Raw genomic sequence first — 14,033 nt, forward strand, 5'->3', positions numbered from 1 at the left:
CGCCGGAGCTCCCACGCGCGCTGCGCCTTACCCCCGCGAAAGCCGGTGGTGCGCCCGCCTTCGGTCAGCATCTGGCGGCGGTTATCGGACACGTCTGACGTGTCGCGCTCTCGCGGCGACAGGTAAGCCTCCGGGCCCGGCGGCGGTGCGCCGTCCGGCCCGGGCGCGGGAGCCGCCTTCGTGAAGTGAAATCCCGCGCAGCCCGCCAGCAGCGCGGGCAGCAGCAGGACGATGAGTCGGGATTTCATCAGCGGTTCCCCCTGGTGTGGCGGGTATGAACAGCGGGCAGAGACGGCATGAACTGCAGCACCATCTGGCCGGGATAGGTGACGATCGTCGCGCGCCAGGCGGTCTGCATCTCAATCATACGCATCACGTTGGCATAGGTGACGCCCTGCACGTCGATGTCCACGGGCAGCGGCAGTCGCACGCCCGTGTAGCTGAAGGCCTGCCCGCGCGCCCGGGCCAGCTGGCTCAGGAGCTCCACCGCATCGCCGTCCCAGCTGAAAGTCACGCGGTCGCTGTCGGCCCGGATGGACGCCACCGGCAGCGGCGTGCCGTCGTCAAGGTCGCTCTGAGTCCAGAGCTGCGTCATCTGCAGCGCTGTCCGGGGTGATGGAGTAATCTGTGCTGCAGCCGGAGCAGTTGCACGCTGTAGCGCGGGTAGCTGACAGCCGCACAGCAACAGTGATGCCGCTGTTAAAACAGCAGGGGATAGAGGTTTCATGAGAACTCCGAAGAGATTGAGTTAATTCTGGCTTACGAAATCTGAAATGCAGGCCTAATGACCTTGCACAATTAATAGCTAAATAGTCATGAATAGATATAAATATGGAGGTTTTTTAAACGCTGATTAATACAGAAGTAGTAACCGATATGGATGGTGTTCCGACTCATGCATGACACACAAGCCGGACTTTTTAAAATTTAATTATTTGGCGCAATTTTATGAGTTTGGGGCTGGGCCATTTTCTTGCTGGTAAATCTTTTTTCAATGAATCGCCATGAAACCCATGCCAGCCCTAATGATATAACAACAGAAAGTACAAATCGCAGCCAACCGGGTTCAATGCCGAAATCTTCGAACCTTTTACCAACACCACCATTCATCATAGTGTGGATAAGATAAAGAGAGAACGATACATCACCGAGCTTAATTAAAACTGTTGGAACATACTTCCCAATAAACGGCTCAGATAAAACAGTGAACATCAGTATGAGAACGTAAAGCCATCCTGATGATATCAGGCCGTGAGCAAGATACATTCCTTGGCTAAAGAAATATGCTGCCATGAGCAGGCTAATTGTCAGGAGTGCAGCACTGAATGAAGCGGGTATCTTGTTAAGTGTGGGAAGAATAAGCCCTATAACCATGCCTGCAAGAAACAGCAGAATGATAGGGTTCGTTATGAGGCCAAGTAAAGCAGACGTAGTCTGATAGCCTGCTGGGTCCGTTGTCCATTTACCAAATACATAAAGAGGAACAATTATCAAAGAGGAGAGGAAAAACATGCTTGTCGCCAACCACTTTCGATTAAACAGCAGCATGCAACTCATCGCGAAATAGAAGTACATTTCATAATTGAGTGTCCAGCGGACGCCATACATTCCGTCATCATCGACATAAAATGGCGGATGATCAGGGTAAATTGGCTGAAAAATAATTGCACTAATTAAATTGGCGGTCTTATCCTCATAATGGAATGTGCTCATTGCACCACCCAGCAAAAAAGTTATCAGCAGAATAATGTAATAAGCAGGTAATATTCTAAGAGCTCTGTTTTTCATGAACTGTAAAGCTGCGAACATTCCTGAAGGAGAGCGCCTAATGCTCAAAGTAATTACAAAGCCACTTATCATGAAAAACAGGTCGACGCCGGTGGCACCCCATCCAAATAAACGATTACCTAAGTCTGGAGTAACCTCATTGAGATTCCATCTGAAATGAAAAAGCATGACGCTTAAAGCAGCAAGCCCCCGGAGTGCCTGCACGCCCCGATATGATGTATTTTTATTGACCATTTTATGCATGTTTATCGTAATGAATGTATGAAAAGCGACACTTTATCATTACCAAATTGAAATGATGATGATTGATTGCATTGACTTGTGGGAGATATTGTTCGTGGTTTTCAACGGGCACAGTATGCAACTGCTCTGACGCAACCACCGAAATTACCGGGAGGAGTGACAACCCATGCGTTGGCAGAGACATTTGGAAATGATGAGTCTGGAGAGTTTCGGCCTGCATCATCATTTGTCCATTGCGTCATCTCAAATCCTCCTGACATGAGGCGATACCCAGAAGGACAATAAGCTACAGTCTGACCAGATTTGTTATTGCACTTGATATCACCATAGGTAGTCGTTGACTCGGTGATTGAAGGTGTTTTCCAGGAACCATTCACGCATGACAAAATTGCACCTAAGCCATCACGGCTCACCATACCGTTTGGACTACATCCAGCGCCGGCAGTATTAACGCCATCCAGTTGTAAGTTTTCCCCTGCTGATAGACGCCCATCAGCACGAACGCTCCCGCCCCGAACCTGACCACCTGTATAAATGTTCTTGTTATTGACCGAGCGCACCCACTGATCGTCCGACATGTAAAAGCCGCCACCGTAGGTTTCATTCAGCCAGCCTTTACCGCCGCGGGTGATAACCCAGCCGTTGTTGCTGCGGATATCGTTATTCGCCGTGATGCCGTTGCCGGCCGTCACGTTGTTTCCGGCAGTGACGTCGGTGCCCGCGGCTACCTTACCGGTGAAAGCGCCCGTGGCCGCGTTGACCGTGCCGCCGTTGTTGATGTCGTTGCTGTTCATGTCGATGGCGGTGTGCATCCGGTTCAGGTCCGGCCGGCCGTTAACCTGATAGCGGTACAGCCTGTCGCTTTCGTCCGCGTCCGTGCCCAGCACGTCGGCGGAAAGAAACGCCGCGAGCCTGCCCTGCTGGCCGCTCAGGCCGTAGTCCGCTAGCTTCGCCTGCCAGCCGCCGTCCGCGCCAACCGCCGTATTGGCGGGCCAAACGTAGCCGCCCATGCCGTCCGTGTCAGACGCTATCTGACGCAGCCCTTTGTAAGGGATTTCGCTGCCGCCGGTGGTTAATACGAACGCGACCAGTTGTCCGGCCTGAGCGGGGTCTTTTGCAACCGCCAGCTGGTAGGTCTGGCCGCTGTCGTTGGTGAGCGAAAAGCCCGCAGGTAGATAGCCCTGCGTACGCAGCGTGGCGCCGGTAATGACCACCGGACCGCCGGCGACCTGCATCAGCAGCGTGTCACGGTTGTCGCGTACGTATCGCTTGCCCGCGTCACTCACAAAGCTCAGGTGCGAGGCGGTATTCGTCCAGACCTTTTCCTGCTGCCAGCCGGCGTAACGATCGATGGCGCCGGGCGTGATGAACAGTACAATGGCCAGCGCAATGCCCGCCTGAAGCAGCATGTTGCCACTGTGAATCGGACGTTTTTTTCGTTTCAGCAATTTCATCAGAGCACTCCCGCCAGTTGCTGGGGAAAGAAGAGGCACACGCCGCACAGATAACCAAACAGCGCGGGCGCAAAGGGTTTTGACGGCTTCCGCGTAAGAAGCGCGCACAGACTGCAGAGCAGAAGGCCACCCGCAGCGGCATACACGGCGCTGCGCCAGGGCAGCCACGCGCACAGCCCGGCCATCAGGTAGACGTCGCCGAGCCCGATGCGCTCCTCCTGCTGACGAAAGTTGGCGAGCCCGCGAACCGTCGCAGCCAGTACGAAAGCCACCAGGCTTGCTATCAGTGACGCTGTCCAGGGCATCACGGCGGCGGGCAGCGCGGCGGACAGCAGGCCGCCCGCCCAGAACGACACCGTGTAGCGCATCGGGAGCCACTGGCAGCGCAGGTCCGTCAGCGTCATGGGCAGGGCCAGCACCAGCAGAACCGCACTTCGCCATATCGTGGATACCGGTAGCACCGGCAGCAGCGCCATGAGCCAGCCGGCTGTCAGCATGTAAATAAGGGCAACCGGCGTCAGCAGAGGCCACGTCAGCGGCGGCCCCTCATACAACTGCAGAAAGCGACGGGCCCGGAAGGCCTGCAGCACGAACAGTGCCGCGCAGCCGGCGAGCCACAGCCCGACGGTCACGCTGTAAGTAAGTGAAGTCATCATGTTTCCGTGTCAGGGGGTCAGCGGCGGGCCATGTAGTCGGCGTAAACCTTGCGGGCGTAAAGCATGCGGCGGGCCGTGTTGTCATCGGCGAAGCCGGCGTTATAGCTGCCGAGACACTCCCAGGTGACGCCGCAGACCTGCAGGTGGCGTGCCAGAATCCAGGCCCCCACCATGACGTTCAGGCAGGGTTTGGTCAGGAGGTCCTGCTCGCTCTGCAGCACGCCCATCGTGCGCAGCTGCGGCACGTGCGTGGAGTTAATCTGCATCAGGCCAAAGTCCCGGCTCGTGACCTGACCTTTTTTATTGCGGTTATAGCCAATGGCACCGGGGTTGAAGCCACTTTCCACCTTGCTGATGGAGCGCAGCAGCTGCGGGTCGACGTGATAACGTGCGCCCGCCTCGTTATAGCAGAACGCCATCGCAGAGCGGGAGGCGCACAGCAGCAGTCCGCCGGCGATCAGCAGGGGGAAAAGTTTCTTCATAATGCATACCGTGAAAATGACAGAGGACGGAAAGAAGGGGCCAGCACACAGCGGTCGTGCGCTGAGCCGCTCAGTGCCGGGGTTGCCCCCGGCCTGCCGTCAGGTGCTACTGGTGAAGACCAGCGTGTTGGTGCCGGTCGAGCCGCTGTCCGCCGTGCACTGCGAGCCCGCCACCGAGCTGCTGACCACGCCGCTGGTTATACTGCCGTTAATGCTGGTCGACGCCACGTTGTTCGCGCCCGAAAGCTTCTGCGTCATCTGCGCGCAGGCCTCCTGCGGCACCTGCGTATACGTCAGGGAAAATGCCGTGTTCTGTCCGCCGTTCGTGCTCACCGGCGTGACCGTGACGGTGCCGCCCCAGCGGTTGTTCAGCGTCGCGCTCCCGGAAGACTTGGTGCCGATAATGGCCATGCTGCCGGGCGAGCCGCCAAACTGAACGAGCGCACCGGTCATGGTGGCGGCCGAGCTGAAGTCGTACACACCGCCGGTTTTCAGCATGCTGCGCGTGTTGGTCATGATGTCGCTGACGTTGGACATCTCCTCGGTATAGTCCGCGCTTTTGAAGAGTCCCCCGCCCCCGGCATAAACAGTGACAATGATAATCATCGCCACGGCGCTGACGATAATGGCTTCAGGAAGGGTCAGAGCCCCGCGGTGAACGCCGGAACGTCCGGAACGTTTTGAAAGCAGTGTCATAGGTAAATCCTCTCGGTATTGAAATCAGCGGTTGCCAATAATAGAGCTCAGGTCCTGAGTCGCCAGGAACGTGAGCAGGAGATAGCCGGCAGTGGCCAGCATGCCGACCAGCTGAAACACCTGGCAGACACGTTTGATGCGCCCGATGGCCTTTTTGAGCCACATCCTGGCGAAGTTTTCGATGTTGTCCTCGCCGCCCGGACCGGCGGTCAGGAGCATCAGACGGTCAATGGCCTCGCGTGAGGGAAACGCGTAGCCGCTGTCCGCCAGCGCCTGACCGAGGTGCTTGCCGCGGGACACCTGCCGACGTGTAGCCGTCAGGCGCTCATACATCCAGGGCGTGGCGTTGCGGCTCAGCATGTCTAGCGCCTCCTCCGTGCGCAGCTGGGCGCGCAGCAGCGCGCTGAGGTTCAGCAAAAACGACACCCCCTGCACCTCCCGGTACAGGCTCCACGGAAACATGTGGTCGAGCACCCTGCCGCGGACCGGGCCGGTGAGGCGCGGCAGTGACCAGATGACCCAGACGGTAAAGGCCCCCAGCGCTCCGCCGAGGAGATAGCGGTTATCCACGAAGAAGTGCGTAATGGCGCCGAGCCACCACATCCAGCCGGTCCAGCTGTCAGCGGGGCTCAGCTGCTCCAGGCGGGGCAGAAAGCGCTCGCTCACCATCTGCATCATGTAAAACGTCCCGCCCAGTAACATGGCCGGGTAGGCCAGATTGACCAGCGCGGTAGACTTCATCTCGCCAACGCCCTTCACGACCTCAATGGCCCGCAGCAGGGCTCCCCTCAGGTCTTTGGCTACGCGCCCCGCGCGCAGGATGGTGGTCTCCTGCGCCGGCACCCAGCCGGCAAGCCCCGCGTCGAGGCCCCGCCCGCGCGTGAGCGCGTGGTGCACGTCGTTCAGGCACAGCAGCACCGGATCGTTTTTACGCCGGCGCGTGCGCTGCAGGCCCGCGATGGCGTCTTCGGTTTTCTGTTTGTTCTCCAGCAGAAACGCCAGGTCTTCATACAGCGTCATGCGGTCGCTGGTGCTGAAGGTCTTCTGCCCTATCCAGCGGCCCAGCCCCTCAGAGCGGGTACTGCCCGTGGCAAGCGAGGCCTTCAGCCAGCCCCGCAGCCGGTTAAGCAGGTCACTCATGGCCACCTCCGCTGAGAAACGCCTGGACGGCTTCCGGCGGCAGCAGGTTCAGGGCATCCTCGTCCAGTGGGCTCATTTTGTCCGCATCCAGCGGGTCAACCTCACCGGCCGCAATGTAGCGCTGCAGGTGCGCGCCGCGTGTGATGCCGTTCATGTGATGCACCCAGTAGCTGCGTGCGGCAAGCTTGCCGTGCACACGGTAGAGCTGCATAAAGCGGGCGTCAGGGCGGATGACCTCGGCAATGACCTTACGTCCCGTGATGCCGTGCCAGCAGCCCGGCGCGCTGCAGCCGTCGTAATGACGAAACGCAACGGTGTCGGTATCGCAGTAGGTTTCGACCAGCTCGCGATCGTCTTCGGACAGGTTTTCCCTGACGTCGGCCCAGCTCTTTTTGCAGGCCGGACAGAGCATCTGCACCAGGCGCTGGGCAATCAGCCCTATAACCACCTGCGGGTCCATCACCATGCCCGGCGCGATGCCCAGCGTATCGGTGAGGCGGTCGATAATGCCCGTCGCGTCGTTGGCGTGCGTGGTCGTCTCGACGAGCGTGCCGCTCTTGGCCTCGCTGATGCTGGCATTGGCCGACCAGGTATCGCGGATTTCGCCTACCACCGCGGCGTTGTAATCAAGTCGCTTAAGAGCCGAAAGGCGCCGCTGCCACGCGCGGGTCACGGACTCGGGGTCGTTGCGATCGGCAATGATGGTGGTCTGCACGGCGCCCGGCACCTTACCCTCGACCGGGTCCTCCACCGTTATCAGCCGGCGCTTGCCGCCGGTGAGGTCAACGTACATTTTACAAAAGGTTCGCAGCGTGGTGCTTTTACCCGACCCGGTCGGGCCGGCGGTGATGATCAGCCCCTCCGGTCGGCGCAGCATGCGGTTGATAAGCTTCTGCTGCTCCGGCAGGTAGCCCAGCGCGTCGAGTGAAGGAATATCCTCGCTCTCATCCAGAATCACGCGCAGCACCACGTAAAGGCCGGACTCGGTGGGCACGGCCGAGTAGCGCGCGGCGTACAGGCCCAGCGCCTTCACGAACTCGTTGCGCAGGCGCCCGTCCTGTTCGTCCGTCTCACTGAACTGCTGCGGCGCCGCATCGCACATCGACATCACGATGGTCGCGGCGAGGCTCATGCCCTCTTCAATGGACAGTTCGGCCTGCAGCGCCAGGTCGCCGTGGATGCGGAACACCACGGCGGTCAGGTTTTCCATGCCAATCAGGATATGAATGTCCGAGGCATGGGCCTCGCCCGCGCGGCGCATAAAATCCACGACCTTTTTCTGCTCCGGCGACCAGCTGCCGGCGGTGCCGGTCACCCCGGCGCGCTGCAGCTGATGGCGGCGCAGCTCGCCCAGATGTACGCGCTGCACGTTCAGACGCGGAAACTCACGCAGTGCTCGGGCTATGTCGGACTGAACGGCCGGATCCGCGCAGTGTTCGGTAGACACGTACAGCTGCCCCTGATCCGGGTTGCTGTTGTCCAGATGCAGCCAGTTCACGGTACTTTCGGTAAATTCCATGACGTCTACCCCGCAAAGGCCAGTGACACGAGGCCGCCGCCGGCGCTGCTGACGGTGACCTCGCTGAAGGTGATTTTCGTGACCGTCCACCCGGTGCCCGGGATGCGGCTGCCCGCCTGCACCCGCACCTCGTTGCCGCCGTCAAGCCGCAGCGTGGCGGAGAGCTGCTGGCCGCCGGAGATTTCCACAATCAGCGGCGGTGCCTTGCTTTCCTGTGCCGGCTTCGCGTCGGCATTGTCTTTCACCGGCGCCGCCGGCTGCGGGTTGAACGGGCCGCCCAGCACCGCGTCGTAGCCATTTTTCTGCAGCTCGTTAAACGCCTTGGCCTGCGCCAGCTGCGCCTCATACAGCAGGGTTTTGGCCTGAATGTCCTCCAGGCGTCCCATGCTATTGTCCCGCCCGCCGGTGTCGGTGACGACAACCGTGGCGGCCGGCGCGAGGCCGGACGACGGTGCTTCGTTTCTGGCCACGCCCTGCGGGCTGAGGCCATCCGGTGCTGCCGGGGCGGCCACGGCCATCTGGCCGCTGATCAGCGCGGGCAGCAGCAGGTAACGCCACTTATTTCTCTGCATAGAGTGTTCCTTCCAGGGTATAGGTCAGCCGGCTGCTATGCAGTTCGGCCTTCACGGAACTCAGCCGCAGCCCGTTACCCGGGAAGCGCGATGCGTCAAACAGCCGGTCCGGCGGGATATCGGTGATAAAGGTGAAGCTGTAACGCTTCCACGGCAGCGGGATATGGTCCTGCCCGACCGTCTGTGTCAGCAAGATGGGCTCGCTGAAGCGCAGGTTTGCCCGCAGGCGCTGCGCGTAGCTGGTCATGCGGCGCAGCTGCTCGTCGCCTGGCAGCAGCGTTTCCGCCGGCGCAGGGGCAAAATGCACCGCTTCCTTAAAGGACGCGTCGTCCGAGGGGCCGGGCATGTTGAACGTGACCGGCGTACCCGGGCCGTAGAGCGCCGGCAGCCGGGCGGCAAAGTCGCCGACCGTGCCGCCGTCCGGCAGGGCATAGTGCAGCGTGAGCTGCCCGGTGGACTCGCACATCGCCTGGCGGAATACCCAGCCGGCGATTGACAGCGGCGCCTGACGCCACTGTTTCACGCACGCGCTGAGCATCCCCGAAAAGTCAGGCTGGCCGCCCCACGGCCGGGCGAGGCTGCCCGGTTTAGTCGCCGCGGCGGCTTTAGCCCGGACGAGCTCGGCCTGCACCCAGGCATCGTGTTCGGCCTTTTTCCTGGCCTCCAGCCAGTTGTTGCCATACCAGAGCGCGGCGGCGCACACCGCGCCCAGCAGCAGTAGGCGGGAGGCCGTGCGGCTGTCGGTTTTGTGCAGCTTCGCACGCGCCGGCACGGCGGCCGGTATCAGGTCCGCAAGCGGGTCGCGGCGGGCGTCAGGCACTTCCAGCAGGCTGTCCGGATCGAACACCGTCCAGCCCGATGACGGCGCCGGCGCCGTGGTGCGGAACCGTTCGGACGCGCGCAGCACCGTGGGCGCGTCCCCCACCATGTCGCCGTAGGGAGAGGGATGGCCGCCGGTGACCGCCATAAACCAGTACTTTCCGCCGGGAAGCAGAAACACGCCCCAGCAGTCCGCGGGCACGTTGCCGAGCACCGCCGCTGCCAGCGACGCGGGCCGTTTTCCCTTCGGCAGCATGTCCGCCTCGTCGGTGAGGCAGCCCAGCCAGGTGGCCGGATCGTCGCCCGTGCCCGCCGGCAGCGCCAGCCAGTGGCTCGCCAGCTGGTCGCGGGCCTCAATGCGCATGCGCCGGCGGCCGCGCGCGGCCACCCACTGCCAGTGCAGCCCGGCGACCAGCGGGGTTTTGCCTGCGGGCACCACGCTCACCGCCGGCGCCGGCGTCAGTTCTGACGTCATAAGAGCTCCTTAACCCAGCACCACGGGCGTCACGAGGATGATAAACATGCGGCGGCTGTCGTCACCGCGCGCGCCGCCGCCCAGGCCAAAGAAGTTGTAGCTGCCTGTGCCCTGACGGTTGGCCGAGTCGCTCAGCTGCTCGTAACCGCTCAGCACCAGCGTCTGGCCGGACTGCATGATCACGCGCTGGACGATGGTTTTCGGGGTGGTCTTCGCCAGCTGGGCATTCTGCCCGCCGGAGGTGAAGTCCTTGAACGTCGGGTCATCCGACATGCTGATGGAGAACTCCAGCTGCATCTTCGGTGAGTCAGGGAACAGCAGCGGCAGCGCCGTCATGTTAAAGCCGGTGGTGATGGTCGCCGTGGTGATGGAGGTGCTGGTCCCGACGTTCGCCGTCTGACTGGTGCTGATGTTCGGCACATAGTCCTGCTGGATGGCGTTCTGAACGGGCACAGCGGACAGGTTGGTGGTCAGCGCCGAGGCGGATGTCACCACGCTGAGCTTCGCCTGCTCGTCCAGCGCCTTCAGAAACGTCTGCGTACCCTCCCCCTTGCCGTCCAGAATGGCCACGCCGCCGCTCAGCGCGTCGGAGGCCGCGCCCGTAAACGGGCTGGTCAGGGACAGGCCCACGCTGCCGGTGTTCAGCACCGCGTTCCAGTCGATGCCCAGCTGGTTCTGGTGCCGGTTCTCCACGCTGAAAACCTTCACCGAAATCATTACCTGACGGTTCAGCTCGCGGTTACGATCGTCAATGTAGCGCCCGATGGCGTCCAGCACGCGCGGCGTGTCGGTCACCGTCAGCACGCCGGCGGAGAGATTCAGGCGCCCGGAGCCCGGCGTCAGCATCGACTTCACCGTATTTTCTACGTCCTTGAAGATGTTGGACTTGATGGTCGCCGTGGTGGTCTGAGTGGTGCTGTTGTCGCCGGTGCTGCCCCCGCCGCTGCCGCCGCTGGTCCCGGTGGTGGTCGTGGTGCCGCTCACCGTTTTCGACACGAAGCTCGCGTCGCTGTCCATGAAGTTAATGGCGAAGTTGCGGGTATCGAGCCAGAAAATGGCGATGTGCCCGTACTCGTAGCGCCACGACAGGCCGAGGCGCGTGGTTACGTTGTCCAGCAGGCCGCTAAGCGAGCCGTTCCAGCTGACGCCCCGCAGGCCGCCCTCGCCCTGCGGCACGGCGACCGGCCGGCCTGTTGTCTGCCCCATGGCGGCAAGCGGCACCATCCCGCTGGCATCGGGCGGCGGCAGCGTACCCGGCATCTTCTCGGTCCGGCCGCCGGCATCACCGCCGCCGGCCATCGCGGCCTGCGCGTCCGGCGTCACCACCACCGGGATGCGGCACTGGTCGGTAATGAAGGCGCTGACGTACGCCAGCGTGACGGTGCCGGGGCGGTTAATTTTGACCGTGCAGGGAGGCAGCGCCGGGCGCTGCCCGGCCACGCCGTTAATCGGCACGGGGTTGATCCACTGCGAGGTCAGGTCGCGCACGACCTGGCCGCTGTCGAGCGCGCGTTTGTGTTCGGCGGCCTGCGCTTCGGCAGCGGCCGCTCGTTTTTCCGTGGCGCCGACACGGTCCAGCGTGCTGCAGCTGCTGGCCAGCAGGCAGAGCATTGCCGCCGCGGTCAGCCGGTGAGGTATTTTCATTACGGTATCCTGTCAGGAAAAGAGAATCAGTTGACCCACACCACGCTGCCGTCGGGAATAGCGGCGGGGACGGTGATCTGCATGTCGGCACCGGTGCCGTCGAGCAGGCGCCGGGAGGCCACCCGCCCGGCCAGCGCTGAGCGGTGTGTCTGCGTGAGCAGCGCGGACATCAGTCCGGGCTGACTGGTGCGCCAGACAAACGTCCGGCCACCGGATATGAGGTTGTTCAGGCCGGCGACGTTTTTCCAGCCGGGCAGCTGCACGTCAGTCACGCTGACGTTGTCCGCCGCGGGGTTGCTGTACCGCCAGTCGTTGATGCGGTTCATGTAGCGCACCATCTGCGCGGCCTGCAGGCTCAGCGTCTGGTCCTGCAACTGCCCCGCCTGCTGAACGGCGCGCTGGTCAGGCGTGAGCCCTACCAGAAGCGCCCCCAAAAACAGCGCCAGCAGCCAGTACATGAACATTACTGCACCTCCTTATCGTCCACGGTCACCACGCACTGCGCGGCACGCACCCCGGCGTAAAGCGGAACCTTCGCCGTGCCGTAGAGGGTAAAGAGCCGGTTAAGCATCTCGCGGAAGCTGCCGTCAAAGTTCAACGGTGCATCCACCCGGTAGTTGGTCGGCGTGAGCCAGGCGATGGTCCAGGTTTTGATGCCCGGTACGGCACAGGTCTCCGCGACACCCTGGGTGTAGAGCCAGTCCTTCACGGTGCTGCCCGTCTCGATGCGCCAGTGCCGCAGCTGAACGGCGGCAGGCGCGATAGCCGGCGCGGCGGGGATGCGGGATGCCGGTGGGGCTGAGACTGGGGCAGCACCTTTATCACCGTGGAACGGATTACGGCCGGTAGCCGGCGATGGTACTTTCACCGTGTCGGCTGCTGTAGCCTTCGCGGGCGCAGCGGGCGGCACCGGTGGCGACACGTTCTTACCAGACGCTGGCGCGTTCTGCGCCTGCTGCGCCGGTTCAACGGTCACCGTCCGGGTCTTGTCGTTCAGGGTGATCTTCAGCCCGTGCGGCGCCAGCATCTTGTCGGCGACGTACTGCCAGCGATCGTTACCCGTCCAGCGCCACAGCTCTGGCGCGTCAGCAGAGACCGCCTTATCGAATGTCACGGTATGTCCGGGCGGCACGATTTTGCGCAGGGCCGCGCGCATCGTGGGGGCCGCGCCGTCCTGCCGGATAAAGCCGTCGGCCGGTCCGGTGCCCGCCGCGGAGGCCGGAGGTGAAGACGCGGACTTAGCCGTCAGCGCGGAAGCACCGGTGATGCCCGGCGTCAGAGGTCTGACAGGTTTCGCGGCGGGCGGGACCGGACGCTGCGCTGTGGGCCCGGTCTGGTGCACCCGGTACTGCATGGCGCTGATGTCGGCCGCGCTGCGCGAGAGCATGCTGTCGACCACGCTCCCGGAGGGCGGCCCGGTGTAAACCGTCTGCTGCGCGCAGCCGGTCAGCAGCAGGACCGGTATCAGCCCTGCCCGTTCGGTAAATGACATAGAGAGAACTCCGGATAACTCAGGGCTGCACCGTCTCTGCGGCGGCCGGAGCCGGACCAGCAAAAACCGTGCGGGAAGGCAGGCGGCAGCCTGCCAGTCAGAAGGGGCGTTATGGCGCCGGGTGCCTCCCGGTGCTCTGGCCAGACTGACAGACGCCAGAGCGGCATGACTTAGACTTGTAGCATCGCAATAATGAGTTATTAAACGATGTCAGTCTGACCGCGTGCGCTGGCCGCAGGTCCGCCACAACGCAAAGCGCACTGACCTGTAAGGGTGAGTGCGCTTTGCGTTATGAAGAGAAGTCTTCAGGTTCAGCCCGGCGTATTTCCGGGCTCCGGGTCAGTAGGCGCTGAGAATCCAGATGAGGAATCCACTACTCGTCTCTCTGATGCTCATAAGAGCGCCTTTATCAGGCAGCAGCATGCTCCCCGTGCTGGTATAACGAAGCCGGGCGCTGTCACCAGTCTCGACCTCTCCCGGCAATGGATGCTCAAGGCTGGCTTTAAGCGAGTAATCCATGATGAAAGCAGGCGGCTTTTGTTTAACCGAAGGGATATAGCGTGTTTTCAGACTGGCGCTGAACTGCCTTTCAGGCCACCTGGAAAACGCGCCAGCCCTGCCGTCGTCACCCAGCGGCCCCCGGCTGTGCAGCTGTCGTTCAACCTTACCGTATTTGTGCAGGACGCTCATGATTTCAGCTCTGTCAGCGGCATCCAGAACATACTGGCCGTTCCCGCCTGCATCATCCCCTTGGGGGGTTAAGTGCATATCGCTGATAACGGCGCTCATGGTGCCAGGCTGTGCCGGTTTAAATATCAGCGCAGTGATTTCAAAACGGTCAAGAATCTGGTCATAAGTTGCTCCGATGTCGCCGGCGGCATCAGAAGACAGGGCTGAGCCGGTCGCGCCCGTTATCAGGGCAAACGCAATCGCCGCACGCCACAGAAAGGAACGGTTCATAATGGGTATCCATGCTAGGTAGGGAGAATAAAACCCGCCGTCAGGCGGCGGATGCGGTGTTCTGCGATGTGATCAGAGTCGGAGCGGATGAAA

The 14,033-nt window shown here is 61.8% G+C and carries 14 protein-coding genes and 1 pseudogene; all 15 read right to left on the bottom strand.

Annotation, left to right across the window (positions count from 1 at the left end; all coding sequences use genetic code 11):
* Positions 1–248, bottom strand: a pseudogene (locus CRO19_RS24965) (conjugal transfer protein); the annotation flags it as partial.
* Positions 248–595, bottom strand: a complete 348-nt coding sequence (locus CRO19_RS24970; RefSeq protein WP_320204570.1) for a DotD/TraH family lipoprotein — start codon at positions 593–595, stop codon at positions 248–250. The pseudogene CRO19_RS24965 and the gene CRO19_RS24970, both read right to left, overlap by 1 nt.
* Positions 596–927: 332 nt before the next feature.
* Positions 928–2,031: an acyltransferase family protein gene (locus tag CRO19_RS24975; protein WP_320204571.1), complete on the bottom strand. Its 1,104-nt coding sequence runs from the start codon at positions 2,029–2,031 to the stop codon at positions 928–930.
* 101 nt (positions 2,032–2,132) lie between these two features.
* Positions 2,133–3,485, bottom strand: a complete 1,353-nt coding sequence (gene pilV / locus CRO19_RS24980) for a shufflon system plasmid conjugative transfer pilus tip adhesin PilV (protein WP_320204572.1) — start codon at positions 3,483–3,485, stop codon at positions 2,133–2,135.
* The gene (locus CRO19_RS24985; protein ID WP_097098524.1) at positions 3,485–4,141 is read right to left on the bottom strand and encodes a prepilin peptidase; all 657 of its coding nucleotides are present in this window, start codon (positions 4,139–4,141) and stop codon (positions 3,485–3,487) included. The genes pilV and CRO19_RS24985 overlap by 1 nt, the downstream gene beginning before the upstream one ends.
* A gap of 17 nt (positions 4,142–4,158) precedes the next feature.
* The gene (locus CRO19_RS24990; protein WP_097098525.1) at positions 4,159–4,623 is read right to left on the bottom strand and encodes a lytic transglycosylase domain-containing protein; all 465 of its coding nucleotides are present in this window, start codon (positions 4,621–4,623) and stop codon (positions 4,159–4,161) included.
* Positions 4,624–4,722: 99 nt separating this feature from the next.
* Positions 4,723–5,319: a type 4 pilus major pilin gene (locus tag CRO19_RS24995; RefSeq protein WP_097098526.1), complete on the bottom strand. Its 597-nt coding sequence runs from the start codon at positions 5,317–5,319 to the stop codon at positions 4,723–4,725.
* A gap of 24 nt (positions 5,320–5,343) precedes the next feature.
* On the bottom strand, positions 5,344–6,459 hold the full coding sequence (locus tag CRO19_RS25000) for a type II secretion system F family protein (protein WP_097098527.1): 1,116 nt from the start codon (positions 6,457–6,459) through the stop codon (positions 5,344–5,346).
* A complete protein-coding gene (locus tag CRO19_RS25005; protein ID WP_097098528.1) occupies positions 6,452–7,978 on the bottom strand; it encodes a GspE/PulE family protein in 1,527 nt (508 codons plus the stop codon). The genes CRO19_RS25000 and CRO19_RS25005 overlap by 8 nt, the downstream gene beginning before the upstream one ends.
* 5 nt (positions 7,979–7,983) lie before the next feature.
* Positions 7,984–8,550: a type IV pilus biogenesis protein PilP gene (gene pilP / locus CRO19_RS25010; protein ID WP_097098529.1), complete on the bottom strand. Its 567-nt coding sequence runs from the start codon at positions 8,548–8,550 to the stop codon at positions 7,984–7,986.
* A complete protein-coding gene (gene pilO2 / locus CRO19_RS25015) occupies positions 8,537–9,844 on the bottom strand; it encodes a type 4b pilus protein PilO2 (RefSeq protein WP_097098530.1) in 1,308 nt (435 codons plus the stop codon). Before pilO2 ends, pilP begins: the two co-directional genes overlap by 14 nt.
* Positions 9,845–9,853: 9 nt before the next feature.
* A complete protein-coding gene (pilN, locus tag CRO19_RS25020; RefSeq protein ID WP_097098531.1) occupies positions 9,854–11,488 on the bottom strand; it encodes a PilN family type IVB pilus formation outer membrane protein in 1,635 nt (544 codons plus the stop codon).
* 26 nt (positions 11,489–11,514) lie between these two features.
* The gene (pilM, locus tag CRO19_RS25025; protein WP_097098532.1) at positions 11,515–11,952 is read right to left on the bottom strand and encodes a type IV pilus biogenesis protein PilM; all 438 of its coding nucleotides are present in this window, start codon (positions 11,950–11,952) and stop codon (positions 11,515–11,517) included.
* Entirely contained in the window at positions 11,952–12,980 is a 1,029-nt protein-coding gene (locus CRO19_RS25030; protein ID WP_097098533.1) for a TcpQ domain-containing protein, read from the bottom strand. The genes pilM and CRO19_RS25030 overlap by 1 nt, the downstream gene beginning before the upstream one ends.
* A 339-nt stretch (positions 12,981–13,319) precedes the next feature.
* Positions 13,320–13,940, bottom strand: coding sequence for a hypothetical protein (locus CRO19_RS25035; RefSeq protein WP_097098534.1), 621 nt, complete (start codon positions 13,938–13,940; stop codon positions 13,320–13,322).
* Positions 13,941–14,033: the final 93 nt, after the last annotated feature.

Origin of the sequence: Candidatus Pantoea floridensis (genome assembly GCF_900215435.1) — a bacterium.
Taxonomy (GTDB): domain Bacteria; phylum Pseudomonadota; class Gammaproteobacteria; order Enterobacterales; family Enterobacteriaceae; genus Pantoea; species Pantoea floridensis.

What these genes read in the sequence shown, in the direction of transcription:
- CRO19_RS24970 (WP_320204570.1), bottom strand. Translation starts at nt 595, where the DNA reads ATGACGCAGCTCTGGACTCAGAGCGACCTTGACGACGGCACGCCGCTG.
- CRO19_RS24975 (WP_320204571.1), bottom strand. Translation starts at nt 2,031, where the DNA reads ATGCATAAAATGGTCAATAAAAATACATCATATCGGGGCGTGCAGGCA.
- pilV (WP_320204572.1), bottom strand. Translation starts at nt 3,485, where the DNA reads ATGAAATTGCTGAAACGAAAAAAACGTCCGATTCACAGTGGCAACATG.
- CRO19_RS24985 (WP_097098524.1), bottom strand. Translation starts at nt 4,141, where the DNA reads ATGATGACTTCACTTACTTACAGCGTGACCGTCGGGCTGTGGCTCGCC.
- CRO19_RS24990 (WP_097098525.1), bottom strand. Translation starts at nt 4,623, where the DNA reads ATGAAGAAACTTTTCCCCCTGCTGATCGCCGGCGGACTGCTGCTGTGC.
- CRO19_RS24995 (WP_097098526.1), bottom strand. Translation starts at nt 5,319, where the DNA reads ATGACACTGCTTTCAAAACGTTCCGGACGTTCCGGCGTTCACCGCGGG.
- CRO19_RS25000 (WP_097098527.1), bottom strand. Translation starts at nt 6,459, where the DNA reads ATGAGTGACCTGCTTAACCGGCTGCGGGGCTGGCTGAAGGCCTCGCTT.
- CRO19_RS25005 (WP_097098528.1), bottom strand. Translation starts at nt 7,978, where the DNA reads ATGGAATTTACCGAAAGTACCGTGAACTGGCTGCATCTGGACAACAGC.
- pilP (WP_097098529.1), bottom strand. Translation starts at nt 8,550, where the DNA reads ATGCAGAGAAATAAGTGGCGTTACCTGCTGCTGCCCGCGCTGATCAGC.
- pilO2 (WP_097098530.1), bottom strand. Translation starts at nt 9,844, where the DNA reads ATGACGTCAGAACTGACGCCGGCGCCGGCGGTGAGCGTGGTGCCCGCA.
- pilN (WP_097098531.1), bottom strand. Translation starts at nt 11,488, where the DNA reads ATGAAAATACCTCACCGGCTGACCGCGGCGGCAATGCTCTGCCTGCTG.
- pilM (WP_097098532.1), bottom strand. Translation starts at nt 11,952, where the DNA reads ATGTTCATGTACTGGCTGCTGGCGCTGTTTTTGGGGGCGCTTCTGGTA.
- CRO19_RS25030 (WP_097098533.1), bottom strand. Translation starts at nt 12,980, where the DNA reads ATGTCATTTACCGAACGGGCAGGGCTGATACCGGTCCTGCTGCTGACC.
- CRO19_RS25035 (WP_097098534.1), bottom strand. Translation starts at nt 13,940, where the DNA reads ATGAACCGTTCCTTTCTGTGGCGTGCGGCGATTGCGTTTGCCCTGATA.